The 22,253-nt window shown below is 65.9% G+C and carries 21 protein-coding genes; 2 read left to right on the top strand and 19 right to left on the bottom strand.

Annotated features, from left to right (window positions below; all coding sequences use genetic code 11):
* Positions 1 to 16 precede the first annotated feature (16 nt).
* From hflK to EJI00_RS09825, 15 genes are all read right to left on the bottom strand, one after another.
* On the bottom strand, positions 17 to 1,381 hold the full coding sequence (hflK, locus tag EJI00_RS09895; RefSeq protein ID WP_126747344.1) for an FtsH protease activity modulator HflK: 1,365 nt from the start codon (positions 1,379 to 1,381) through the stop codon (positions 17 to 19).
* Between the two features lie 74 nt (positions 1,382 to 1,455).
* Positions 1,456 to 2,625, bottom strand: a complete 1,170-nt coding sequence (hflX, locus tag EJI00_RS09890; protein ID WP_126747288.1) for a GTPase HflX — start codon at positions 2,623 to 2,625, stop codon at positions 1,456 to 1,458.
* Between the two features lie 54 nt (positions 2,626 to 2,679).
* Positions 2,680 to 2,925, bottom strand: a complete 246-nt coding sequence (gene hfq, locus EJI00_RS09885) for an RNA chaperone Hfq (protein WP_012747311.1) — start codon at positions 2,923 to 2,925, stop codon at positions 2,680 to 2,682.
* Between the two features lie 164 nt (positions 2,926 to 3,089).
* Positions 3,090 to 4,433: a ribosome biogenesis GTPase Der gene (gene der / locus EJI00_RS09880; protein ID WP_126747287.1), complete on the bottom strand. Its 1,344-nt coding sequence runs from the start codon at positions 4,431 to 4,433 to the stop codon at positions 3,090 to 3,092.
* Between the two features lie 48 nt (positions 4,434 to 4,481).
* Positions 4,482 to 5,624, bottom strand: a complete 1,143-nt coding sequence (bamB, locus tag EJI00_RS09875) for an outer membrane protein assembly factor BamB (protein WP_126747286.1) — start codon at positions 5,622 to 5,624, stop codon at positions 4,482 to 4,484.
* Between the two features lie 12 nt (positions 5,625 to 5,636).
* Complete coding sequence (locus EJI00_RS09870; protein ID WP_126747285.1) at positions 5,637 to 6,329, bottom strand: YfgM family protein; 693 nt, start codon at positions 6,327 to 6,329, stop codon at positions 5,637 to 5,639.
* A 5-nt stretch (positions 6,330 to 6,334) separates the two neighbouring features.
* On the bottom strand, positions 6,335 to 7,645 hold the full coding sequence (hisS, locus tag EJI00_RS09865) for a histidine--tRNA ligase (RefSeq protein WP_126747284.1): 1,311 nt from the start codon (positions 7,643 to 7,645) through the stop codon (positions 6,335 to 6,337).
* Positions 7,646 to 7,662: 17 nt separating this feature from the next.
* Positions 7,663 to 8,940 carry a flavodoxin-dependent (E)-4-hydroxy-3-methylbut-2-enyl-diphosphate synthase gene (gene ispG, locus EJI00_RS09860; protein ID WP_126747283.1) on the bottom strand — a complete coding sequence of 426 codons (1,278 nt, stop codon included), beginning with the start codon at positions 8,938 to 8,940 and terminating at the stop codon, positions 7,663 to 7,665.
* Positions 8,937 to 9,917 (bottom strand): helix-turn-helix domain-containing protein, encoded by a 981-nt coding sequence (locus tag EJI00_RS09855; protein WP_126747282.1) that lies wholly within the window; start codon positions 9,915 to 9,917, stop codon positions 8,937 to 8,939. The genes ispG and EJI00_RS09855 overlap by 4 nt, the downstream gene beginning before the upstream one ends.
* A complete protein-coding gene (pilW, locus tag EJI00_RS09850) occupies positions 9,910 to 10,764 on the bottom strand; it encodes a type IV pilus biogenesis/stability protein PilW (RefSeq protein ID WP_126747281.1) in 855 nt (284 codons plus the stop codon). Before pilW ends, EJI00_RS09855 begins: the two co-directional genes overlap by 8 nt.
* 4 nt (positions 10,765 to 10,768) lie before the next feature.
* Positions 10,769 to 11,920 (bottom strand): 23S rRNA (adenine(2503)-C(2))-methyltransferase RlmN, encoded by a 1,152-nt coding sequence (gene rlmN, locus EJI00_RS09845; RefSeq protein WP_126747280.1) that lies wholly within the window; start codon positions 11,918 to 11,920, stop codon positions 10,769 to 10,771.
* Positions 11,921 to 11,941: 21 nt separating this feature from the next.
* Complete coding sequence (gene ndk / locus EJI00_RS09840) at positions 11,942 to 12,367, bottom strand: nucleoside-diphosphate kinase (RefSeq protein ID WP_126747279.1); 426 nt, start codon at positions 12,365 to 12,367, stop codon at positions 11,942 to 11,944.
* A 151-nt stretch (positions 12,368 to 12,518) separates the two neighbouring features.
* The gene (locus tag EJI00_RS09835) at positions 12,519 to 14,327 is read right to left on the bottom strand and encodes a pseudouridine synthase (RefSeq protein WP_126747278.1); all 1,809 of its coding nucleotides are present in this window, start codon (positions 14,325 to 14,327) and stop codon (positions 12,519 to 12,521) included.
* Positions 14,324 to 15,241 (bottom strand): SMC-Scp complex subunit ScpB, encoded by a 918-nt coding sequence (gene scpB / locus EJI00_RS09830; protein ID WP_126747277.1) that lies wholly within the window; start codon positions 15,239 to 15,241, stop codon positions 14,324 to 14,326. Before scpB ends, EJI00_RS09835 begins: the two co-directional genes overlap by 4 nt.
* Positions 15,242 to 15,370: 129 nt before the next feature.
* Positions 15,371 to 16,354, bottom strand: a complete 984-nt coding sequence (locus EJI00_RS09825; protein ID WP_126747343.1) for an RluA family pseudouridine synthase — start codon at positions 16,352 to 16,354, stop codon at positions 15,371 to 15,373.
* A 56-nt stretch (positions 16,355 to 16,410) separates the two neighbouring features.
* On the opposite strand from EJI00_RS09825, the gene EJI00_RS09820 reads away from it, so the two are divergent.
* Positions 16,411 to 17,220 (top strand): outer membrane protein assembly factor BamD, encoded by an 810-nt coding sequence (locus tag EJI00_RS09820; protein ID WP_126747276.1) that lies wholly within the window; start codon positions 16,411 to 16,413, stop codon positions 17,218 to 17,220.
* 81 nt (positions 17,221 to 17,301) lie between these two features.
* Here the strand turns inward: EJI00_RS09820 and EJI00_RS09815 are convergent, their stop codons facing one another.
* Both EJI00_RS09815 and EJI00_RS09810 read right to left on the bottom strand, forming a co-directional pair.
* Entirely contained in the window at positions 17,302 to 19,368 is a 2,067-nt protein-coding gene (locus tag EJI00_RS09815; RefSeq protein WP_126747275.1) for an ATP-dependent DNA helicase, read from the bottom strand.
* Positions 19,365 to 19,568: a DUF465 domain-containing protein gene (locus tag EJI00_RS09810; protein WP_126747274.1), complete on the bottom strand. Its 204-nt coding sequence runs from the start codon at positions 19,566 to 19,568 to the stop codon at positions 19,365 to 19,367. Before EJI00_RS09810 ends, EJI00_RS09815 begins: the two co-directional genes overlap by 4 nt.
* Before the next feature lie 106 nt (positions 19,569 to 19,674).
* Here EJI00_RS09810 and EJI00_RS09805 point away from each other — a divergent pair, with 106 nt between their 5' ends.
* On the top strand, positions 19,675 to 20,445 hold the full coding sequence (locus EJI00_RS09805) for a PP2C family protein-serine/threonine phosphatase (protein WP_126747273.1): 771 nt from the start codon (positions 19,675 to 19,677) through the stop codon (positions 20,443 to 20,445).
* Between the two features lie 34 nt (positions 20,446 to 20,479).
* On the opposite strand, the gene EJI00_RS09800 is transcribed toward EJI00_RS09805, so the two are convergent.
* Both EJI00_RS09800 and zapE read right to left on the bottom strand, forming a co-directional pair.
* Positions 20,480 to 21,154, bottom strand: coding sequence for a hypothetical protein (locus tag EJI00_RS09800; RefSeq protein WP_126747272.1), 675 nt, complete (start codon positions 21,152 to 21,154; stop codon positions 20,480 to 20,482).
* Positions 21,151 to 22,251, bottom strand: a complete 1,101-nt coding sequence (gene zapE, locus EJI00_RS09795) for a cell division protein ZapE (protein WP_126747271.1) — start codon at positions 22,249 to 22,251, stop codon at positions 21,151 to 21,153. Before zapE ends, EJI00_RS09800 begins: the two co-directional genes overlap by 4 nt.
* Positions 22,252 to 22,253 lie beyond the last annotated feature (2 nt).

Below are 22,253 nucleotides of genomic sequence, written 5' to 3'. Positions count from 1 at the left end.
GTTCTTCTTAGCCTTTTCAACGCACGTCGCGGTCGCGCGAACGGCCGTCGCGGGCGCGGTTGTCGCCGGCGGCGGGGGCCACGGGAATCACCGAGGACTGGGCGGGCGCAGTGCCGGCCACGCTGGGGCTGGCTGCATCGACGGGCGTTGCCTGGTTGTTGCCGCTCGCCTGCATGAGCTTGTCGAGCGGCAGGTACAGCAGGTTGGAGCCTTGCTTGGTATCGACCAGCACCTTGGTGGTGCTGGCGTAGATCTGCTGCATGGCATCGGTGTACATGCGGTCGCGCGTGACCTGCGGCGCCTTCTGGTACTCGGCCAGCACGGCGGCGAAGCGGCCGGCATCACCCTGCGCTTGCGCGACGATGCGTGCCTTGTACGCCTCGGACTCTTCCTTCAGGCGCGAGGCGGTACCCGTTGCACGCGGCACCACGTCGTTGGCATAGGCCTGGGCTTCGTTCTTGGCGCGCTCGCGTTCCTGTCCGGCCTTGAGCACGTCGTCGAACGCGGCTTGCACCTGCTCCGGCGGTCGCACGCCGCCCTGCTGCAAGTTGATGTTGACCACCTCGACACCGACCTTGTAGCGGTCGAGGATGGTCTGCATCAGCGTACGCACGCGAGGCGCGATCTGGTCGCGCTCTTCGGCCAGGGCCGCATCCATCTTCATCTTGCCGACCACCTCGCGCACGGCGGTTTCGGCCACCTGCACCACGGTTTCGGTGGGCGACTTGCTTTCGTACAGGTAGGCGCGCGCGTCGCTCAGGCGGTACTGCACGGCAAACTTGATTTCGACGATGTTCTCGTCTTCGGTCAGCATGGCCGATTCGCGCAGGCCGGTCGTGCGCACGATGGCGTCGCGGCCCACGTCGGTGGAACGGATCTGCGTGACCACGACCACTTCGTGGCGCTGGATCGGGTACGGCAGGCGCCAATTGAAGCCCGCGCCCACCGTCGCCTTGTAGCGGCCGAACTGGGTGACCACGGCCTGTTGGCCTTCGTTCACGATGAAGAAGCCGGTACCCAGCCAGATGAGAACGGCCACGATGGCCACGAGGCCGATGCCGAAGCCCGCATTCTTCATGTCGGGCCTGTAGCCGTTGCCGCCGCCATCGTTGCCGCTCGGGCGGTTACCGCCGCCCTTGCCGCCGAAGAAGCCGCCGAGCTTGCGATTGAGGTCGCGCCAGAGTTCGTCCAGATCCGGCGGCCCCTGGTTGGGGCCCTGCCCGCGAGGGCGGTTGCCGTTGTTCTGGTTGCTGTTGCCCGAAGGCGGGGGCGTCGGGGCGCCCGGTGGGTCTGCGTCGGGAGGTCGGTTGCCGGTCGGGCGGTCGCCGTTGGATGCGGGCTCATCGCCACGCCCCCACCGGCCATCGTTCAGGTTGAACATGCCCAGAAACCCTCTCCACGCTGGCTTTGCATTCATTCGCTTCGTTCTCTTGTCAGTGGCGGGATTGTGCCCAATCAATTGGCGGTATCGTGCAATTCAGTGTCGGCCTCTGGGGTCATCGTATCGCCCACGGAACCCGACCGGCGGGCCAGCTCGGCCCGCAGCAGGGGAACGCCCTCGCCGCTTCGCGCGCTCAGGAAGATACGCGGAACCTGCACGCCGTCGATTTCCATCTCGTCCTGCAGATGCAGCGGATGTTGCGCGGTTTCAAGAGCATCGAGCTTGTTGAACACCAGAAGCTGCGGAACGGCATCGGCCCCGATGTCGCGAAGAACCGATTGAACCTCGGCCATCTGCTCGGGGAAATGCGGGTTGGAGGCATCCACCACATGCAGCAGCAAGTCGGCATCGACCGCCTCTTGCAAAGTGGCCTTGAACGCGTCGACCAGGCCGTGAGGCAGGTCGCGAATGAAGCCGACGGTGTCCGAAATGGAAACCTGCCGACGGGCGTCGCCCAGGTACAGGTTGCGCGTGGTGGTGTCGAGCGTTGCAAAAAGCTGGTCGGCCGCATACGCGCGGGTCTTCACCAGCGCGTTGAACAGCGAAGACTTGCCTGCATTGGTGTAGCCGACGAGCGAGATGTTGAAGGTCTCGCGGCGCTCGCGCTGGCGGCGCTGCGTTCCGCGCTGCTTCTGCACCTTGGCCAGGCGTTCGCGCGTGCGCTTGATCGACTCGCTGATCATCCGGCGGTCGAGTTCGATCTGCTTTTCGCCGGGACCGCCGCGCACACCCGCACCGCCCGTCTGGCGCTCCAGGTGGGACCAGCGGCGAACCAGACGCGTGCTGAGATATTGCAGCCGCGCCAATTCGACCTGCAGCTTGCCTTCATGGGAGCGGGCGCGCTGCGCGAAGATTTCGAGAATGAGGAAGGTGCGGTCGTACACCGCCACATCGAGCTGACGCTCGAGATTGCGCTGCTGCGCGGGGCTCAGCGACTGGTCGAAGATGACCTCGCTGGCCTGGTGCATCGCAGCCAGTTCCTTGATTTCATCGGCTTTGCCGCTTCCGACGAAGAGCGCTGCGTCGGGCGCCTTGCGCTTGCAGATGAGTCGGGCGACAGGTTCCAGGCCCGCGGTCTGCGCAAGCAGGCCGAGTTCCTCGAGTTCGCTGTCGAAATGGGGCAGCCCGAAATCGACGCCGACGAGAACGGCGGCGCCTTCCTGGCGGGAGTTCAGTTCAGACAAGCGGGATCAAATATGGAAAAAGCGCGGCGGTGGATACCGCCGCGCTCCGCGCGATCAGGCTGCGGCGTCGTCGTTCTCGGCAGCCGAGAAGTTGACGGCACGACCCGGCACGATAGTGGAAATGGCGTGCTTGTAGACCATTTGTGTCACCGTGTTGCGAAGCAACACGACGTACTGGTCGAAAGACTCGATCTGGCCCTGCAGCTTGATACCGTTCACCAAATAAATGGAGACCGGCACATGCTCGCGACGCAGGGTGTTCAGAAACGGGTCTTGTAGAAGTTGCCCTTTATTGCTCACGATATTCTCCGTGTTCAAGAGTAGTTGTTGGAGAGATGACCTTAACACAGCGTTTCTGCGCCGCAGCAGGCGGGGTCAAAAGCCTTTGAAAAATAACGTCTCTCAAAAGGCGGAACTTCCGGCGCAGCCGCAGCTCATTGGCTGCCATCGGTCGGCAAGCGCGCTCAGTCGTCCTTGTCCGCAAAGGGATTCTGCGAGCTTTTGAACTGGATGCGCAAGGGCGTGCCCACGAGGTCGAATTCCTTGCGAAAGCGCCCTTCGAGAAAGCGCTTGTACGCCTCGGTCACGTGCTCCAGCGAATTGCCGTGGATGATGATCACCGGCGGATTCATGCCGCCCTGGTGCGCATAGCGCAGCTTGGGACGGAACATGCCCGCGCGCTTGGGCGACTGGAACTGCACCGCCTCCAGCAGCAGCCGGGTCAGCACGGGCGTGGACATCTTGCGGGTGGCCGACTTGTGGGCCTGCGCAATCGCCTGCCACACCGGGCCGAGGCCCTGGCGCTTGATGGCCGAGATGAAATGCAGCGATGCGAACTTGAGGAACGGCAGGCGGGTTTCGATCTGGCGCTGGATCTGCTCGCGCTGGTAGCTGTCGACCGCGTCCCACTTGTTGATGGCAATCACCACCGCCCGTCCGCTCTCGAGGATGTAGCCCGCAATGTGCGCGTCCTGGTCGGTCACGCCCTGGGTGGCGTCGAGCAGCAGCAGCACCACGTTGGCCGATTCGATGGCCTGCAGCGTCTTGACCACCGAGAACTTCTCGATCGCCTCGAACACCTTGCCCTTGCGGCGCAGGCCGGCCGTGTCGATGAGCTCGAAGCGCTGGCCGTTGCGCTCGAACGGCACCGAAATGGCATCGCGTGTGGTGCCCGGCATGTCGAAGGCCACCAGGCGCTCTTCGCCAAGCCAGGTGTTGATCAGCGTGGACTTGCCGACGTTGGGCCGTCCGGCCACCGCCAGCTTGATCGGCTTGTTGACGTCGTCTTCGTCGGTGTCGTCTTCCGGATCCGGCAGGTTGAGCGGCGCGAGGGCCAGCTCGACCAAATCGCGCATGCCCTGCCCGTGCGCGGCGGAAACGCCGTGCACGTCGCCAAAGCCCAGTTCGTAGAAGTCGACGAGCTTGGTGCCGTCATGCATGCCTTCGGCCTTGTTGGCCGCCAGCACGCATGGCTTGCCGAGCCTGCGCAATTCGTTGGCAATGTCGTGGTCTTGCGCCGAAAGGCCTTCGCGCGCGTCGACCACGAAGATCACCACGTCGGCCTCGGCCACGGCCTGCCGCGTCTGCTTGGCCATTTCCTTGTAAATGCCGCTGCCGGCATCGGGCTCGAAGCCGCCGGTGTCGATCACGATGAACTCGTGCTTGCCCAGGCGGCCGTTACCGTAATGGCGGTCGCGCGTGAGCCCCGCAAAGTCGGCGACTATGGCATCGCGCGTCTGCGTCAAGCGGTTGAAAAGGGTCGACTTGCCGACGTTGGGACGCCCGACCAGAGCCACGACCGGCTTCATGGCCGGCCTTTCATTGGCGCGGTTTTCATGGGCGGGCCTTCGAGAAAGTTATTCAGGGCGATAGCCAAACACACCGCCGTTGGCCGTCACGACGACAACCGTATTGCCGGCCATCACCGGGGTTACGCCAATGGCGGAGCCGTCGGGCGTGACCCGATTGAGCAGTGCGCCGTCTTCGCGCGAGACGAAGTGCAGCGTTCCGGTGCTTTCGCCAATGACGAGCGAACGTCCCACGGCCAGCGGACCGGTCAGGACGCGGTTCTTGAAGCGGGTCGACTGCCAGGCGCGCTCGCCATCGGCGCGGCGCCACGCCGTGACGCTGCCGTCCGATTCGGTGCCGTACACAAAGCTTTCGTCACCGCTCACGCCTTCGGCGCCGGATGCCGGCTTGGTCCAGAGCAATTGGCCGCGAACGGTGTCGACGCAGCCAACGTTGGCGTAGTAGGCCCGGGCGCAGACGGTGTCGCCGACACGGCTCACGCTGCCGGTCAGGTCGACCAGGCGCTCGACGTCGTTGGTGCCGCGCGGTGCGGCAATCGGCGCTTCCCAGCGCGAGGTACCGTTGCCCGGGTTCATGCCGACCAGGCGGCCACCGATGCCCGACACCAGCGTGTCGCCCACCGCAATCAGCACGCCCGATTTCTTGAGCACAAGGTTTTCGGCGGTGCGCTGCTGCAGCCAGAGGCGGCGGCCGCTCTGGCCGTCCCAGGCGCTGATGCTGCGGTCGGCCGTTTGCACGAAGACACGCCGGCCAGCTACCAGCGGTGCGGTAAAGGCCTGGGCCGAGAGGCGCTGCTTCCAGAGGACCTTGCCGCCTTCGATGGCGACCAGTTCATTGTCGGCGGTGACGACGGCGGCCAGCGACCCGTCGCTGCCGACGCCCGCCGCCAGCTTGGCGCCGACGTTACCGCGCCAGGTTTCGCGCCCGGCACGGGCATCGATGGCCACCACGGTGCCGTCGGTACCTGCCACAGTCACGATGTCGCCGCTGACATCGACCGCGAGGGGGAAGCTCACGGCCGGGATGCGAACGCTCCAGGCTTGGCGGACCCCGAACAGGCCGGGGTTTGGCGGCAGTTCGGCGGGCTTGGGCTTGCTGGTGCCCGAGCAGGCAGCCAGCATTGCTACCAAAACAATAGCCGAACCCGCGCGCAGGACAGACGACTCAGGCATGAAACGCTTGAAATTCATAATGCGATGCGATCAGGATTTTTGGGGGGCTGCCGGCGTGACCGTGATCACGGGTGCCAGGCTTTTCGGATCGACGCCGGAGGCATTGAGCTTGAATTCGACGAGACGCCGGTAGTCGGACGTCGCGCCAAGACCGGTCCAGGCCTTGCGGTATTCGGCTTGCGCTTCGTTGCGTTTGCCCTGCGCCATGTAGATATCGCCCTTGCGATCGGCCACGAGAGGCTCGAATTCCTTGGGCACATCGCCAGAGAGTTGCTTCAGCGCTTCGTCGTACGACTTGCTGTCGAGCAGTTCGGCCGCCAGCCGGAGCTTGGCCACCGCCTTGTAGCCCGGATCGACAGCGCTTTCGGCGACCCAGCCGAGGGCTGCGCGCGAAGCGTCCAGATTGCCCTTCTCGTACAGCGCCTTGGCGGCAAGAAGGCCGGCCTGCTGCGCATAGGCCGTCTTGGCGAAGCGTTCCTTCATGTCGGCCAGCACGCGCTGGATGCGCTCCACGTCGCCGGACTGCGCGCTGCGCTCGACCTCGTCGTAGAGCGCCGCGGCTTGCGCCGCCTTGCTGCGCTGGAAATACTGCCAGCCGTTCCAGGCCACGAAAGCCCCGGCCACGAGCAATACCACCCAGGTGATCAGGGTGCCGTAGGTGTTCCAGAAATGCTTGAGCTGGTCGAGCTGTTCCTGTTCGTCGAGATCGAGATGGGTTGCCATGCGTATCAGGTGTTGGGAGCCGGCGATTGTAGGGTGGCGGCCCAGGTGGCCACTTCGGCAAGAGCGCGGGCGCTCTGCGCACCGCTTCCGTCGCGCAACGACTTGAGAGTCACTTCGCCGCGCGCAAGTTCATCGGCGCCGAAAATCAGGGCGTAGGTGGCGCCGCTGGCATCGGCTTTCTTCATCTGCGCCTTGAAGCTGCTGAGCCCGTCCGCAGTGGCCGCATGCATCTGCACGCTGACACCCGACTCGCGCAACTGCTGCAAGGTACGCAACACCACAGGCATCGATGCGGCATCAGGCACCACGGCGTAGGCATTGGGCACGGGCGCAGCAACCTCGGCGCCCTGCTCCTTCAGCAGATCGAGAACACGTTCGATGCCCATTGCCCATCCCACGGCCGGTGCCGGCTTGCCGCCGATCTGCGCAATCAGGTCGTCGTAGCGGCCGCCTGCACACACTGTGCCCTGCGCCCCCAGCCGGTCGGTCACGAACTCGAACACGCTGAGGTTGTAGTAGTCGAGCCCGCGCACTAGGCGCGGATTGATCGTGAATGCGACATCGTTGGCCTTGAGGATGGCTTGCAATCCCTCGAAGTGCGCAAGCGATTCAGCCCCGAGAAAGTCGATCAGCTTCGGTGCCGATTCGACCACGTCCTTCATCGCCGGATTCTTGGTGTCGAGAATGCGCAGCGGATTGCTGTGCAGGCGCCGCTTGCCGTCTTCGTCGAGCTTGTCGGCATGCTTCTCGAAATGGGCAATGAGCTGGGCGCGGTGCAGCGCGCGCTCGGCGGGCTGGCCCAGGCTGTTGAGTTCGAGCCGCACGTCGGTCAAGCCAATGGCCTTCCAAAGCGCATTGGCCAGCAGGATCAGCTCCGCATCGACGTCAGGGCCCGCAAAGCCCAGGGCTTCCGCACCGATCTGGTGGAACTGCCGGAACCGCCCGCGCTGCACGTTCTCGCGGCGGAACATCGGCCCGGTGTACCAGAGCCGCTTGGGGCCTTCGTACAGCATGTTGTGCTCGATCACCGCGCGCACAAGTCCGGCCGTGTTCTCGGGGCGCATGGTCAGATGTTCGAACTTGCCGTGCTTGTCGGCGCGATCTTCAAAGGAGTACATCTCCTTCTCGACGATGTCGGTGACCTCGCCGATGCCGCGCACGAAAAGAGCCGTGCGCTCCAGGATCGGCGTGCGCACGTTGCGGTATGCAAAGCGCCCCATCAGGTCGCGCACGGTGGCCTCCAGCCACTCCCAGCGCGCCGATTCGGGCGGCAATATGTCGTTCATGCCTTTGACGGCATTCAGTTTTTCAGCCATGAGAGTCTGCGGAGGTGTCAGGCCACGGCGGCGTGCTCGCCGCCAAAGCGCTTTTCGATGTAGTTTTCGACGAGCTGATGGAACTCGTTGGCGATATTGTCGCCGCGCAGCGTGAGGGCCTTTTCGCCGTCGATGAAGACCGGTGCCGCGGGTGCTTCGCCGGTGCCGGGCAGGCTGATGCCGATGTCGGCGTGCTTGCTTTCGCCGGGGCCGTTCACGATGCAGCCCATGACGGCCACCTTCATGGTTTCGACGCCCGGATATTTCTTGCGCCACACCGGCATCTGCATGCGCAGGTAGTCGTCGATCTGCTTGGCGAGTTCCTGGAAGGTGGTGCTCGTGGTGCGGCCGCAGCCGGGGCAGGCCGTCACGCTCGGCACGAACACACGCAGGCCCAGAGCCTGCAGGATTTCGTTGGCGATCAGCACCTCCTGCGTGCGCGACTCGCCAGGCTGCGGCGTGAGCGACACGCGGATCGTGTCGCCGATGCCCTCTTGCAGCAGGATCGAAAGCGCGGTAGCCGAGGCCACCGTGCCCTTGGTGCCCATGCCGGCCTCGGTAAGGCCAAGATGCAACGGGTATTCGCAGCGACGGGCAAGTTCGCGGTAGACCGAGATCAGGTCTTGCACTCCGCTCACCTTGCACGACAGGATGACCTGGTTGCCGGCCATGCCCATCGATTCGGCCAGCTTGGCGGACTCGATGGCCGAGGTGATCAGCGCCTCGTACATCACCTGCTTGGCGTCCCACGGTTCGGCGCGCTGGCTGTTGATGTCCATCAGGCTGGCAAGCAGTTCCTGGTCGAGGCTGCCCCAGTTCACGCCGATGCGCACGGGCTTGTTCCACCGCATGGCCGCATCGATCATCTGGCCGAACTGGCGATCGCGCTTGTCGCCCTTGCCCACGTTGCCGGGATTGATGCGGTACTTGCTCAGCGCCTCGGCGCAGGCCGGATAGTCGGTGAGCAGGCGGTGCCCGTTGTAATGGAAGTCGCCGATCAGCGGCACGTCGATGCCCATGCGGTCGAGCTGCTCGCGGATGTAGGGCACCTGGGCCGCGGCCTCGGGCGTGTTGACGGTGATGCGCACCATCTCCGAACCTGCGGTGGCGAGCTCCTTCACCTGGATGGCCGTGCCGATGGCATCGACCGTGTCGGTGTTGGTCATGGACTGCACCCGCACGGGAGCGTCGCCGCCCACCGTGACGGTGCGCGCGCCCCAGACCACCTGGGCCTGGCGCGAGCGGCGCGCTTTCGGCGCTGCCGATTCAATGGGTTGGGGAGTGCAGTCGCTCAAGATGTCACCTCGAAACGCGCCACGCCGCCACCGCGCGTGACCGGTTTCAGATCGTAGGGCTTTCCGCGCACTTGCACATCGACCGCCGATGCGCGCCCGACCACCACCGACAGCGGCAGCGCGCCAGACAACCCCACGGTTTCGCCCGCTTGCACGATGCGGCGCAGCAACTGCTTGCCGCCGGCTTCGGTCACCGTGATCCAGCAGTCTTCGCGCGCGACGAAGACAAGGGGTTGCCCCGCACCGGCAGCGGGTGTTGCAACTGTTGCGGCCGCGTTGGCCGCGGGCAAGGCCATCGCGGATGGCGCACCCGGTGCGGCAGGTGCTACCCGCGTTCCGGGCGCCGCCGCAGTTGCCGGACCACTTGCCGCAGGCGGCACGGGCGATACCGGCGTGTTCTCGACGACGGATGCTCCGCCTGGCGCCGCTGCAGCCGAAGGCGCCTCGGTCACCGAACCTGTTTCGGTTTCGCCGCGCGCCGTCCAGCGCGAGACGGCGGCACCGACCTGGTCGAAAGCCGACTGCGGTAGCCAGAACAGCACCGCTGCCCCAACCAGCAGCAAAGCGACGACGATCAGCAATGCGCGCGATGGCAGCCCGTTGGAACGGCTGCCGTTCCAGCGCGGCGTGCCGGAAACGATGTTGCTCTTGAGCGTGCGGTCGGCCGTTGCCAGCGGTGCGCGCTGCGCTCCCGGCAGCTTTGCCAGCACGGGAGCGGCATCGATGCGCAACGCGCGGCAGACGCTGCTTGCCAGGGCGCGCGCAAAGACCGGGTCGGGCAGCGAATCGATATCGTCCGCCTCCAGCGCCATGAGCTTCTGCGGCGGCACCTTCAGCGCCGCGGCCACCATTTCGATATGCAGGCCATGGGCCTCGCGCGCCTCGCGAAGCATGTCGCCGGCCGTCTTGTGCGTGATGTCGCCTTCCTCGAGCGGCAGTGCCGCGGAAGTGCCGAACTCCGAAACCCGTTCAGTCATTGAAATTCCCGCGCTCGTACGCTATTGCCTCCCGGGACTGCGGAAAGCGCCGTTGCAGTTGCCCTCCCAACTGCGCAACTGCCTCGCGGTTGTTGAGCCGTCGTTCGATCTTGATGCCGAGCCACAGCGTCTCGGCGCTGGCCGAAGGACTGTTGTTGACACGGCGAATGTAGAACTGCGCACGCGACCATTCCTCGCGTTGCGCCAGCAGCGAGGCCAGATTGAATCCGACCACCGGATTGCCGGCATCGATCTCGTAGGCCTGCATCAGGCTGCGCTCCGCCTCCGGACGCTGGCCGGCCCTGAGCTCGCACACGCCTTGGTTCATCAGCGTCTTGGCGCGGTCGGTGTAGCTCGGCACCGCGAGCGCGGCGCTGAACTGCTGGGCCGCGTCGCCATAGCGGTTCTGCTGGCACAGGAGCCAGCCGTAGTTGTGCCGCACGTTGGGATCGCGAGGGTTGATGGCAATGGCCCGACGGAAGCTGTCTTCGGCCATACCGGCATCGTCGAGCCGCATGTAGACGAGGCCCCGCAGGCTGTAGGCATCCGCGTAGTTGGGGTCGGCGACCAGCGCCTGCTTGATTTCGTCGAGTGCGACGGTGTTCTGGCCATGCTCGAAGTAGCCCGAGGCCAACTCCAGCCGCAGCCGCGCGCGGCGCTGCCGGCTGCTTTCGTCCGACTCGGTGACGATCTCCGCGCCCTTGCCCGAGCTGGTGTCGGCCAGGCTCGTGGTGGTGGTCCGCGTGTTGACGCAGCCCCCGAGCAGAAACGCCACGGCCACACCGGCAAAGCTTGCAGCCAGCAGCCGCTGCGCGCTCGCGGTGGTCATCGGAAAGGCCATGCTCATTGGGTCAGTGCTCCTGGGGGGTGGTCTTTCGGACCGGATGCAAAACAACAGGCCGCTCCGACACGGCACGGCGCTGGGCCATGCGTTCGGCAGCGCGCGTGCGGTCCTTCACGTCGCCGGCCAGCTGTCCGCAGGCCGCGTCGATGTCGTCGCCGCGCGTCTTGCGCACGGTGGTCACGAGGCCGGCCTCGCTCAGCGTCCTGGCAAACGCCAGCACCCGCGGCTGCGGCGAACGCAGCAGGCCCGAGGCCGGAAACGGGTTGAACGGAATCAGGTTGAACTTGCACGAAATGCCATGCGTGCGAACGAGCTCCACCAGTTGCCGCGCATGCTCGGGCTGGTCGTTCACGCCGTCGAGCATGCAGTACTCGAAGGTGATGAAGTCGCGTGGCGCATGCGCCAGATAGCGCTTGCAGGCCTCGATCAGTTCTGCGATGGGGTACTTGCGATTGAGCGGCACGAGATCGTCGCGCAGCGCATCGTTGGGCGCGTGCAGCGACACGGCCATGGCGACCGCGCAATCGACGCCCAGGCGGTCGATCATCGGCACCACGCCGGAAGTCGACACGGTCACGCGGCGGCGCGACAGCCCATAGGCGTTGTCGTCGAGCATGGTGCGCAGCGCCGGCACCAGCGCCGAGTAGTTCTGCAGCGGCTCGCCCATGCCCATCATCACCACGTTGGAAATGACGCGCTCGTCGCGTTTCAGGTGCTTGCGCAGGAAGTGCTCGGCAAACCACAACTGGGCGACGATTTCGCCTGTGCTCAAGTTGCGGCTGAAGCCCTGGTGCCCCGTGGAGCAAAAGCGGCAACCCACCGCGCAGCCGGCCTGAGACGACACGCACAGCGTGCCACGGTCGTCTTCGGGAATGAATACGGCTTCGACGGCATTGCCGTCGCCGACGTCGAACAGCCACTTGATCGTGCCGTCCTTGGATTCGTGCTGCGTGAGAACCGTGAGCGCCTCGACGCGAGCGGTTGTGGCGAGCTTCTCGCGCAGCGACTTGGCCAGATCGGTCATCTGGGCGAAGTCGCTGGCGCCACGCTGGTGGATCCAGCGGAACAACTGCGTGGCGCGGAATCGCTTCTCGCCGAGCTTTTCGCAGAACGCAGCCAGCCCCTCGAGATCGAATTCGAGCAGGTTGGCCGTGGTCATGAAATCAGCCGGGATACGGCTTCAGCGTGCGTAGACGTTGAGGCCGGCGAAGAAGAAAGCCACTTCGTTCGCTGCGGTTTCGGGTGCGTCCGAACCGTGCACGGCGTTGGCGTCGATGCTGTCGGCGAAGTCGGCGCGGATGGTGCCGGGGGCTGCCTTCTTGGGGTCGGTGGCGCCCATCAGGTCGCGGTTCTTGGCGATTGCGTTCTCGCCTTCGAGCACTTGCACGAACACGGGGCCGGAGATCATGAACTCGACCAGGTCCTTGAAGAACGGACGCTCTTTGTGCACCGAGTAGAACTGCTCGGCTTCGTTGCGCGAGAGGTGCACCAGCTTGGCGGCCACGACCTTGAGACCGGCAGCTTCGAAGCGGGAAACGATCTTGCCGATAACGTTCTTTGCAACGGCGTCGGGCTTGATGATGGAGAGGGTACGTTCGATAGCCATTGAAGTGCTTCCTGAGCTTTGATTTTGAAGTGTTTTGTCACGACTGCAACGAATATGTTGCACTCTACGGCGACAAAGCCTCTGATTTTAACCGGCGCAGCCCGGGGCCTTGGTGAAAACCCCGCGAAAGGCTGCGCTTGGCGGCAGGCTTTCAGCGTCCGCGGCGGCGGTTGCCACCCAAACCGCCCTGCCCGCCAAAGCCACCGCCTGCCGGACCGCCGCCGCGGCGGCCTGGGCCCTGGCGCTGCTCCTTTCGCTGGCGCGAAAAGCTGTCGGCGCCGATGTAGCCGAGCGAGGTCTTCATCGGATCGGGCTGGTTCGCTCCGCTTGGCGGACGCTCCTCACCCTGGCGGTTGCCACGATTGTTGTTGTTGCCGCGGCGCCCTTGCGGCGGCATGCCTGCGTTACCGCCACCGCCGCCCCGGTTGCCACGCCCCCCGCGCTCACCGCGCGGCGGCCGGCCGTCGCCGAGCGGATTCGGAATGGGCGCTTCGCGGCCGTCGTCGCGCATGTCGCGGGGCTGCTGCTGTGCGCCGCCGGCGTTGCGGTTGTTGCCGCGGCGCTTCTTGTTGCGCCCGTTGCGGCCACCGCCGGCACCCGGACCGTCTTGCCCCCCCGGCCCGCGCTGCTGCTGCGGGCGTGGCGCGCCACCGCCGGAGGCCTGGAACAAAGCGCTGATGTCGCGCTCGTCGAGTTCCATCCAGGCGCCGCGCTTCAGCCCGCGCGGAAGCACCATGGCACCGTAGCGGATGCGGATCAGGCGGCTGACCGCATGGCCGACCGATTCGAACAGGCGCCGCACCTCGCGGTTGCGGCCTTCGGAAATGGTGACGCGGTACCAGCAGTTCAAGCCCTCGCCTCCGCCCTCTTCGATGGTGCCGAACTGGGCCATGCCGTCGTCGAGGCGCACGCCTTCGAGCAGCTTCTTCTTTTCTTCGGCGCTGAGCGCACCCAGCACTCGCACGGCGTACTCGCGCTCAAGGCCGAAACGGGGATGCATCAGCTGGTTGGCCAGATCGCCGGAGCTGCTGAACAGCAGCAGGCCTTCGGTGTTCAGGTCGAGCCGGCCGACCGATTGCCACTTGCCCTGCTGCAGGCGCGGCAGCTTTCGGAACACCGTGGGGCGGTTCTGCGGGTCGTCGTGGGTCACGACCTCGCCCACGGGCTTGTGGTACGCGATGACGCGCGGCGGAGGCGGCGCGATGCGGTAGCGAATGGGCTTGCCGTTGATCTTGACCTGGTCGCCGTACTGGATGCGCTGGCCGATGTGGGCCGGTTCGTTATTGACCGAGATGCGGCCCTGGAGAATCAGCGCTTCCATTTCGAGCCGCGAGCCGAGGCCGGCTTGGGCCAGAACCTTGTGGAGCTTGGGCGAGTCGGCCTCCGGCAGCAGCACGCGCTTGAGCGGCGGGACTTCGGGGCTCTCCTCGTCGGCGTCGAACTGGCCTGAAATGACGTCCGCGAAACGGATCGGTTCGGGCGGCAGCGCATTGCGCTGCTCGCGCTCGGCGGCACGGCGTGCGCGGTCGAGGTCGTCTTCTTCCTCGTCGGGCTCGTCTTCCTCTTCTTCGTCGTCGTACTGGCCTCGAGCGCCCTCTTCCTCGCGGCGCTCTTCGCGCTGTTCAGCCGCTGCAACCGGGGCGGCAGCCTTGACAGGAGCGGCAGGGGTTGGCGCCGAAACGGGAGCCGCTACGGGAGCCGCCTCCGCGACGGCTTCGATCACCGGCTCAGGGCTTTCCGCGGGTGCTGCCGCGGCTTCGCCATCTGCACCCGGCTCTACCGTCTTCTTGCGGCGCGGGGCACGCTTTTTCTTGGGACCTTCACTTTCGCCGGCAACAGGAGCGGATGCGCCAGCATCGGCATCCGAAGAGGGGCTGGACACTTCCGTGACCGCCTCTTTTTTATCGGATTCGGGCTGGACCGGTACGATTGCCGCGTCGTCGGTGTCGGAGGAGCTCATGAGGTTTTTCCGGGAGAAACAGCGTGGGGATCGGTCTCGTCGGGCGACGGGACTTCTTCGGACTCGAGCGCAACGTGAGGCTCGACTTCCTCGGGGGCGGGAATTCCCGAAGGCTCTTCGGGCGAGGCCGCGTCCTCGGCAAATTGCGCGGCAGCGGCGTCGACCGCTTCGATGGCTTCAGCCGCATCGAACACTTCGGCGTGCGCCTCGGCGGCCTGCGGCTCGTCTTGCGCCTGATTTTCCGTTGCCTCGGGGCTCTCGGCAGCGGTCAGGGTCAATTCCGCCTCCAGGCCCGCGTCTGCAGCAGAGGCATCGGCGTCTGATTCGCCGGCGATTTCCATCGGCAGGCCGGGCTGGTTGCCCGAGGCCTGGTCGAGCGCGTCGACCAATGCCGCCTGCTGGGCCGGCGTCTCGATCAGCGGTAACTGGTCCAGCGAGGCCAGGCCGAGATCGTCGAGAAATTGCCGCGTGGTGGCATAGAGCGCCGGCCGTCCCACGGTTTCGCGGTGGCCGATCACCTCGACCCAGCCTCGGTCTTCGAGCTGCTTCAAGATGAGGGAATTGATGGTGACGCCGCGAATGTCTTCCATGTCGCCGCGCGTGACCGGTTGGCGGTAGGCAATGATGGCCAGCGTTTCGAGGGCAGCCCGCGTGTAGCGCGGCGGTTTCTCGGGGTGCAGGCGATCGAGGTGGTCGCGCATCTCCGGCCGGCTTTGAAAGCGCCAGCCGCTGGCGACGTTCACCAGCTCCAGGCCGCGTTGCGCCCAGTCTTCCTGCAGTTCAAGCAACAGCACCTTGATGGTGTCCACGCCCAGCTCATCGTCGAACAGCACGCGCATGTCGCGCACTGGCAGCGGCTGGCTCGAACAGATCAAGGCGGTTTCTAGAATGCGCTTGGCATCCGCCGTATTCATGGTTCGCGTTATCCGGGAAAAGGCGTCTGTTGGACGCTGGCTCACAGGGATGGAAGGAGTAGGCGTTGCCGGCACGCGGCGAGTGCAACGCAAGGCCGGCATCGAGTGGCCGGCGCGGCCCTCGGGCCGTCAGGCGCGATTGTAATCCAGCCCCCAGGTCTGCAGCGCATGAACAAGATCGGCGGGCGGAAGGGAGCGGAACTCCATCGGCGCCTGGGTGACCGGGTGCACGAACGCCAGCCTGAAGGCATGCAGCGCCTGCCGCTCCAGCCCGGCGGCGGGGGCGCCTCCATAGAGCGCATCGCCGACCAGCGGATGCCCGATGGATGCCATGTGCACCCGAATCTGGTGGGTTCGGCCGGTTTCGAGCGTGCACCGCACGGCGCAGCCCTGCGCATTGCTGTCCAGCCGCTCGATGAGGGTACGGGCCGTCTTGCCAGCGTGGCGCTCCAGATCGACCACCGCCATGCGCAAACGGTTCCGCGGATCGCGGCCAATGGGTGCGTCGACCTGCCGGGCGGCTGCGCCCGCCCAGGGCTTGTGCCCGACGGCAAGGTATTGCCGCTTCACCTCGCGTGCGGCAATCAGCGCCACCATGGCATCCATGGCGGCCCGGGTCCGCGCCACCACCATCAGCCCGCTGGTGTCGCGGTCGAGCCTGTGCACGATGCCGGCGCGCGGCAGCAGCGAGGCCTTGGGGTCGAGCGCCAGCAGCCCGTTCAGGAGCGTACCGCTCCAATGGCCCGGCGCCGGGTGCACCACCAGGCCCGCCGGCTTGTCGATGATTCGCAGGTGCTCGTCCTCGTGCACCGTCACGATGTCCATGGCTTCGGGCCGGAACGCCTGGCTTTGCGGCGTGGGCCGCAGTTCGATGCGGCCGGCCTGCCCGGCGCGCACCGTGGCCGACGCCTTCAGCACCGTGCGCCCTTCCAGCTCCACGGCCCCGGCTTCGATCAGCTGTTGCAAATAGTTGCGAGAAAATTCCGGCACCAGGACGGCCAGCGCGCGGTCCAGCCGCTGGCCGTGCTCGGCGACCCCCATGGCAAAGGGCCGCAACTCGCTGGATTCGACCGGGTCGGCGCTCTCGTCGGCCTCGGCTGTTTCAGGCACCAGGTCGAGAGGGTCGGTCGATATAATTGAAGGCAACTGTTTCACGAAAGCCGTATGTGATGTTTCGCGCCAAATTATCGGTCCCCTCCTGGATCGCGCTCAGCGCAGCAGCGCTGCTTGCAGCCGGCTGCTCCTCCACCCCCACCGCCGACAAGACGGCGAGCTGGAGCCCCAACCGCATTTACGCCGAAGCCAAGGACGAAGCTGGCTCCGGTGCCTACGACAAGGCCGTGCCGCTGTACGAGAAGCTCGAAGGTCGCGCCGCCGGCACGCCGCTCGCGCAGCAAGCCCAGCTCGAGAAGGCCTACGCGCAATACAAGGCGGGTGAAAAGGCCAACGCAGTTTCCACGCTCGACCGCTTCATGAAGCTGCACCCGGCGAGCCCTGCGCTCGATTACGCGCTGTACCTCAAGGGCGTGATCAACTTCAACGACGACCTGGGCATGTTCTCGTTCCTGACGCGGCAAGACCTGTCAGAACGCGACCAGAAGGCGGCCAAGGAATCGTTCGAGTCGTTCAAGGAACTCGTGACGCGCTTCCCTGCATCGCGCTACGCCCCCGACGCGCGCCAGCGCATGAACTACATCGTGAACTCGCTCGCGCAGTACGAAGTGCACGTGGCACGCTACTACTACTCCCGCGGCGCCTACCTCGCAGCCATCAACCGGGCGCAGCTTGCGCTGTCCGACTACCGCGAAGTGCCCGCGCTCGAAGAAGCGCTGTACATCATCGTGCGCTCCTACGACGCGCTCGGCATGAAGGACCTGCGCGACGACGCCCAGCGCGTGTTGACCACCAACTACCCGCAAAGCGAGTACTTGGCCCGCGGCTTCAAGGGCAAGGACGATCCGTGGTGGAAAGTCTGGTAACTCGATAAAGAACAAAGCCCTTCGGGGCTTTTTCTTCGTCTGGACGAGGGCAGACCCCTGCCCCTCTGGCCTCCTCGCCTTTCAGGCCGACAGCGAATTCTTCAGGTCGCTGATGGCGGCCTCGAAATCCGCTTCGCTCTCCAGCCTTCGCATCGGCGGCAACGCGGACAGCAACCGCCGTCCGTAGCCCATCGCCACCAGGCGGGTGTCGCAGATCGCAAGCACCCCGCAATCCGTTTCGCGGCGAATCAGCCGCCCCGCGCCCTGCTTCAGCGCCACGGCCGCCTCGGGCAGCGAGTAGTCGCTGAATGAACTACGGCCCTGGGCTTCGAGCCGCTGCGAGCGTGCCTCGACCAGCGGGTCGTTCGGCGGAGGAAACGGCAGCTTGTCGATCACCACCAGTTGCAGCGCGTCGCCCGGTGCGTCGAAGCCTTCCCAGAACGATGCCGAGGCCACCAGCACGCAACCCGCGCGGCCGCCCTGCGCGCCTTCGCGAAAGCGATCCATGAGCACGCGCTTGGGCAGTTCGCCCTGCACCAGCACCTCGGGCCGCACGTCGGATTCGAGCCGCTCGAATTGCTGCTTCATCTCGTCGCCGATGGTGCGCAAGGCACGCAGCGTGGTCGTCAGCACCAGCGTGCGCCCGCCGAGTTCGCTCGCGCCTCGCGCAGCGAGTTGCGCAACCCGCGCGCTGTGAGAAGCATCATTGGGTTTCGGAAAAATCCGCGGCACATAGAGCCCCGCTTGGGCGGCGTAGTCGAAGGGGCTCTTCACGCGCAGCACCTCGGCATCGCCCAGGCCGCACGGCTCGGTGAACCAGCGCAGCGTGGGCTCGTCGCCCAGCGTGGCGGAAGTGAAGATCCAGGCGCGGCCGCTGTCTTCCGGCGCCGGGTGGCTGTCTTCCTGTTCTTCGCCATAGGCATCGAGTTCACGCTCGCCGTGGCTGATCTTGAGCACGCGCGTGCGCATCGCCTCGGCAATGTCGAGCGGTGACTCGACCAGTCGCAATTGCGTGCCCACGTCGACCCAGCGCACCGATTCGAGCTCGCACGGCAGCGCGAACCGCGCCGCGCGCTTGGCGAGTTGCTGCGCCCGCTCGTACAGGCGCACGAAATCGGGCGATATCTCGCTGACGGTATCGAGCCCTTCGGCCGCCATTTCGAATGCATGCTGGAAGTCGTCGAGGGCGCCCTGCCATATGCCCGGATCGATGCCTTCCGGCGACGGCCCCACCCAGCGCAGCTTGGTGCCGGGCCACTGCTTGCCGACCGCAAGGCGCAGCTCGCGCGCCGCACGCTCCACGGCCGCTGCCAGCTGCTGCCAATCGACCAGTCCGCGCGCGTGCTGCAAACCTGCGCCAAGCAGATCGCGCGCGAAATCGAGCGCTTGGCCGCTACCGAGCTGCGCCCCGAGAAACTGCACGCCGGTTTCGTTGAGCTGATGCGCCTCGTCGAACACCACCACGCTCACGGTGGGCAACAGTTCCGCCATGCCGGTCTCGCGCACCGCGAGATCCGCGAAGAACAGGTGGTGGTTGATGACCACCACATCGGCGGCCAGCGCCTCGCGCCGCGCGAGGTTGACGTGGCAGGGCTTGAACTGCGGACACTGCGCGCCCAGGCAGTTCTCGCGCGTGGAAGTAATCAGCGGAATGAGCGGCGAGCGCTCGTCCAGCCCGGGCAACTCGGCCAGATCGCCCGTTCGCGTGGCTTTGGACCACTGCTCGATCTTGGCGAGCGTTCGCAGGCTGCCGCGCTCGGGCAGCGATGCGTCGTGGCGCGCCAGGTCGAGCCGGTGCAGGCACAGGTAGCTCGCGCGGCCCTTGAGCAGCGCCGTTCGCACCGGCAGTTCGAGCGCTTCGACCAGGCGCGGCAAGTCGCGGCCGAACAGCTGGTCCTGCAGGGTCTTGGTGGCGGTCGACAGCAGCACGCGTTCGCCGCTCAGCAACGCCGGCACCAGATACGAAAAGGTCTTGCCGACGCCGGTGCCGGCCTCCACCACCAGCACGCCGCCGTCTTCGATGGTGCGCGCCACGGCCAGCGCCATTTCGGTTTGCCCCGAGCGCTCGCGAAACTGATCGGCGGCACGGGAAAGCGCACCGCCGTGCGCGAAGGCGTCGCGCACCTTGTCCTCGAGTGTGTCGGTCACGCGGGTTCTCTCGGATCGAGCAGGTTTTCCAGCCGCACGATCTGGTCGCGCAACCCGAGGCGGCGCTTCTTCAGGCGCCGCAGCAGGAGTTCGTCTTGCGGCAACGCCTCGGCCAGGCGGTCGATGGTGGCATCAAGGTCGGCATGCTCGATGCGCAACTCGATCAATTGGCGGGAAAGGGAGTGGAGATTGGAGTCCAACGTGGGCGATGCGCGCTTATTCCGCGCGCACTCGTGTTCACTCGATAATACGTCCTGACACGAATCCACGAGAAGACAGAAAGCGCGCCATTGGCGCATTGCGCTCATGACCCCAGGCTTTCGACTTGCCGCCGCCACAGGCCTCCACAAGGGAGACCGCCCCTACCAGCAGGACCAGGTGCTGATGATGAGCCATCCGCGCGTGCCGGGCTGCATGCTGGGCGTCATTGCCGACGGCATGGGCGGGCGCAGCGGCGGGCGCAAGGCGTCCGACCAGGTGCTGATGACGGCGCGCCAGCTCTTCACCCGCTACCACCCCGATCGCGACAGCTCCACGGCCGTGCTGCGCCAATTGCTGGAAGACGCGCACACGGTCATCAAGCTCACGGCCCTGTCGAGCGAACAGGAGCCGCACAGCACGCTGGCGGCCTTTCTCATGAACCCCAAGGGCGACTGCGCCTGGATTCATGCCGGCGACTCCCGCATCTATCACTTCCAGGACGGCGAGCTCGTCACGCGCACGCGCGACCACTCGTATGTGCAGGTGCTCATCGACCGCGGCGAAATCAACGAGGCCGAGGCCAACGTCCATCCCAAGGGCAACATTCTCCTGGGCTGCCTGGGCATGACAACGACTCCGCCGCCGATCGAGCCCCACTACATTCCGGCAATGCAGCCTGGCGACCTGCTCATGGCGTGCAGCGACGGGCTCTGGCATTACTTCAGCCCCGAGGAACTGGCGAGCGTGCTGTATGCGGAGCCGCCGCGCGACGCGGTTGAAATCCTGGTGGGCGAGGCGCGCCGCCGCGCCCGGGGTACGGGCGACAACATCTCCATTGCGGTGTTGAAACTCGAAGCGCTGCCAGCCGAAGCCTGACCTCCGACAGCCGAGCGGTGCTCGGCCCCGGCGCTCAACGAGAAGGAGACGACGCCGGCGATGCCGGTGGCGGCGGGGGCAAAGGCGCCCCACGCGGCTTGCTCCGATCGGCGTTCTGTCGTTCGCGGCTGGCGCGGCGCTCCGCTGCCTTCTGCTGCTTGCTCTCGAAGCGCTCGACCTCCGCCGGTGCTTCGGCACGGCGCTGGGCAGCCTTGGCCCGGTCTTCGGCGTTTGCCCTTTGCTTGGCAGCGAGCTGGCGCCGGCGCTCGTCCGCCTCGGCAGCGGTGGCAGCACGGCTCGCCGCGTGGTCGGCAGCGCGCTGCTCGCGGTCTTTTTGCGCTTGGCGGGACTCGTCCTGCTTCTCGGGCGTGTCTTGCGGGCGCCGTGTGGCGGCCTTCTGATCGAGCTTTTCGAGCTCGGCGGCACCGCGGCGCTGGCGCTCGATATCGTTGATGGCCGTTTCCTGGCGCTTGATGTGATCGGTTTCGCTGCGGCGGCGCCTGCGGCTGTCGCGCAGGCAATCCTCGACCGCGAACTTCTGGTAGCAGGCGGCGCGCTCCTTCTCGACGCGTGCCTCGATGGCTGCGCGCTCGGCGGCCAGCCTGCTGCGTTCGGCTTCGAAGTCGGCAATGCCCGCGGCCGCATTGGACTGCGCCCAGACCGGCAGACTGCCCAAGCTCATCAGCACGGCGAAAACGATATTTTTCATGTCAGTCGAGTGTCGACGATCCGGCGCTCCAGGGAGAGAAATTCGCTCGATTGCATTTCGGTCAACCTGGAGACCGTTCGCGGAAATTCATGCGCAAGCGGTCCCTCGGTATACAACGCCTCCGGCGCCACCTCAGCCGACATGATGAGCTTGACGCGGCGGTCGTACAAGACGTCGACGAGCCAGGTGAAACGGCGTGCTTCAGAGGCCATGCGCACCGGCATGTGCGGCACGTCGGAGAGCAGCACCGTGTGGAACTGGCTGGCTATTTCGAGATAGTCGTTCTGCGAGCGCGGTCCGCCGCAGAGCGTCTTGAAGTCGAACCAGACCACGCCGCCTGCCTTGCGCCTTGCGCGGATCTCGCGCTGCTCGATGTGAAGGATCGGGTTTTCGTCGGCCGTTTCAGCCAGCTTGTCGAAAGCCTTGCGCATTTCCTTCTCGGCCGCCGCATCGTTGGGCGTGAGGTACATGCGCAATTGTTCGAGCGTGCGGCGCCGGTAGTCGGTGCCGTTGTCAACGCTCAGCACTTCGAGCTTCTCGTTCAGCAGCGCGATCGCGGGCAGGATGCGGTCGCGATGCAGCCCGCCGGGGTAGAGGTCGTCGGGCCTGAAATTGGAGGTGGTGACAAAGCCCACGCCGTTCTCGAACAGCGACACCAGCAAGCGATGAAGAATCATCGCGTCGGTGATGTCCGCGACGTGGAACTCGTCGAAGCAGATCAGCTTGTAGCGCTTCGAAATCCGCAGCCCCAGCTCGTCGAGCGGGTTGACCGTGCCCTGCAGCTCGCGCAGCTCGCGGTGCACCTCGCGCATGAACTCGTGAAAGTGCAGGCGGGTCTTGCGCCGCAGCGGCACGGCGTTGAAGAACAAGTCCATCAGGAAGCTCTTGCCCCGCCCGACGCCGCCATACATGTAGACGCCGCGCGGCAGATCGGGCCGGTTGATGAACTTCTTCAGCGCGTTGGAGCGCTGGGCCTTGTAGCCGGCCCACTCCCGCGCGCAGCGATCCAGCGCCTCGACGGCACGCAGCTGCGCGGGGTCGCTCTGGAACCCGCGCACCGCGAGTTCCGCCTCGTAGGCCTCTTTGACGCTGGTCAATG

It is taken from the genome of Variovorax sp. DXTD-1 (assembly GCF_003984625.1).
Classification (GTDB): Bacteria; Pseudomonadota; Gammaproteobacteria; order Burkholderiales; family Burkholderiaceae_C; genus Variovorax.
Note: the sequence above shows the minus strand (reverse complement) of the source record. Positions and strands in the feature narration are given on the sequence as shown.

What these genes read in the sequence shown, in the direction of transcription:
- hflK (WP_126747344.1), bottom strand. Translation starts at nt 1,381, where the DNA reads ATGTTCAACCTGAACGATGGCCGGTGGGGGCGTGGCGATGAGCCCGCA.
- der (WP_126747287.1), bottom strand. Translation starts at nt 4,433, where the DNA reads ATGAAGCCGGTCGTGGCTCTGGTCGGGCGTCCCAACGTCGGCAAGTCG.
- bamB (WP_126747286.1), bottom strand. Translation starts at nt 5,624, where the DNA reads ATGAATTTCAAGCGTTTCATGCCTGAGTCGTCTGTCCTGCGCGCGGGT.
- EJI00_RS09870 (WP_126747285.1), bottom strand. Translation starts at nt 6,329, where the DNA reads ATGGCAACCCATCTCGATCTCGACGAACAGGAACAGCTCGACCAGCTC.
- hisS (WP_126747284.1), bottom strand. Translation starts at nt 7,645, where the DNA reads ATGGCTGAAAAACTGAATGCCGTCAAAGGCATGAACGACATATTGCCG.
- EJI00_RS09855 (WP_126747282.1), bottom strand. Translation starts at nt 9,917, where the DNA reads ATGACTGAACGGGTTTCGGAGTTCGGCACTTCCGCGGCACTGCCGCTC.
- pilW (WP_126747281.1), bottom strand. Translation starts at nt 10,764, where the DNA reads ATGAGCATGGCCTTTCCGATGACCACCGCGAGCGCGCAGCGGCTGCTG.
- rlmN (WP_126747280.1), bottom strand. Translation starts at nt 11,920, where the DNA reads ATGACCACGGCCAACCTGCTCGAATTCGATCTCGAGGGGCTGGCTGCG.
- ndk (WP_126747279.1), bottom strand. Translation starts at nt 12,367, where the DNA reads ATGGCTATCGAACGTACCCTCTCCATCATCAAGCCCGACGCCGTTGCA.
- EJI00_RS09835 (WP_126747278.1), bottom strand. Translation starts at nt 14,327, where the DNA reads ATGAGCTCCTCCGACACCGACGACGCGGCAATCGTACCGGTCCAGCCC.
- scpB (WP_126747277.1), bottom strand. Translation starts at nt 15,241, where the DNA reads ATGAATACGGCGGATGCCAAGCGCATTCTAGAAACCGCCTTGATCTGT.
- EJI00_RS09820 (WP_126747276.1), top strand. Translation starts at nt 16,411, where the DNA reads ATGTTTCGCGCCAAATTATCGGTCCCCTCCTGGATCGCGCTCAGCGCA.
- EJI00_RS09805 (WP_126747273.1), top strand. Translation starts at nt 19,675, where the DNA reads ATGACCCCAGGCTTTCGACTTGCCGCCGCCACAGGCCTCCACAAGGGA.
- EJI00_RS09800 (WP_126747272.1), bottom strand. Translation starts at nt 21,154, where the DNA reads ATGAAAAATATCGTTTTCGCCGTGCTGATGAGCTTGGGCAGTCTGCCG.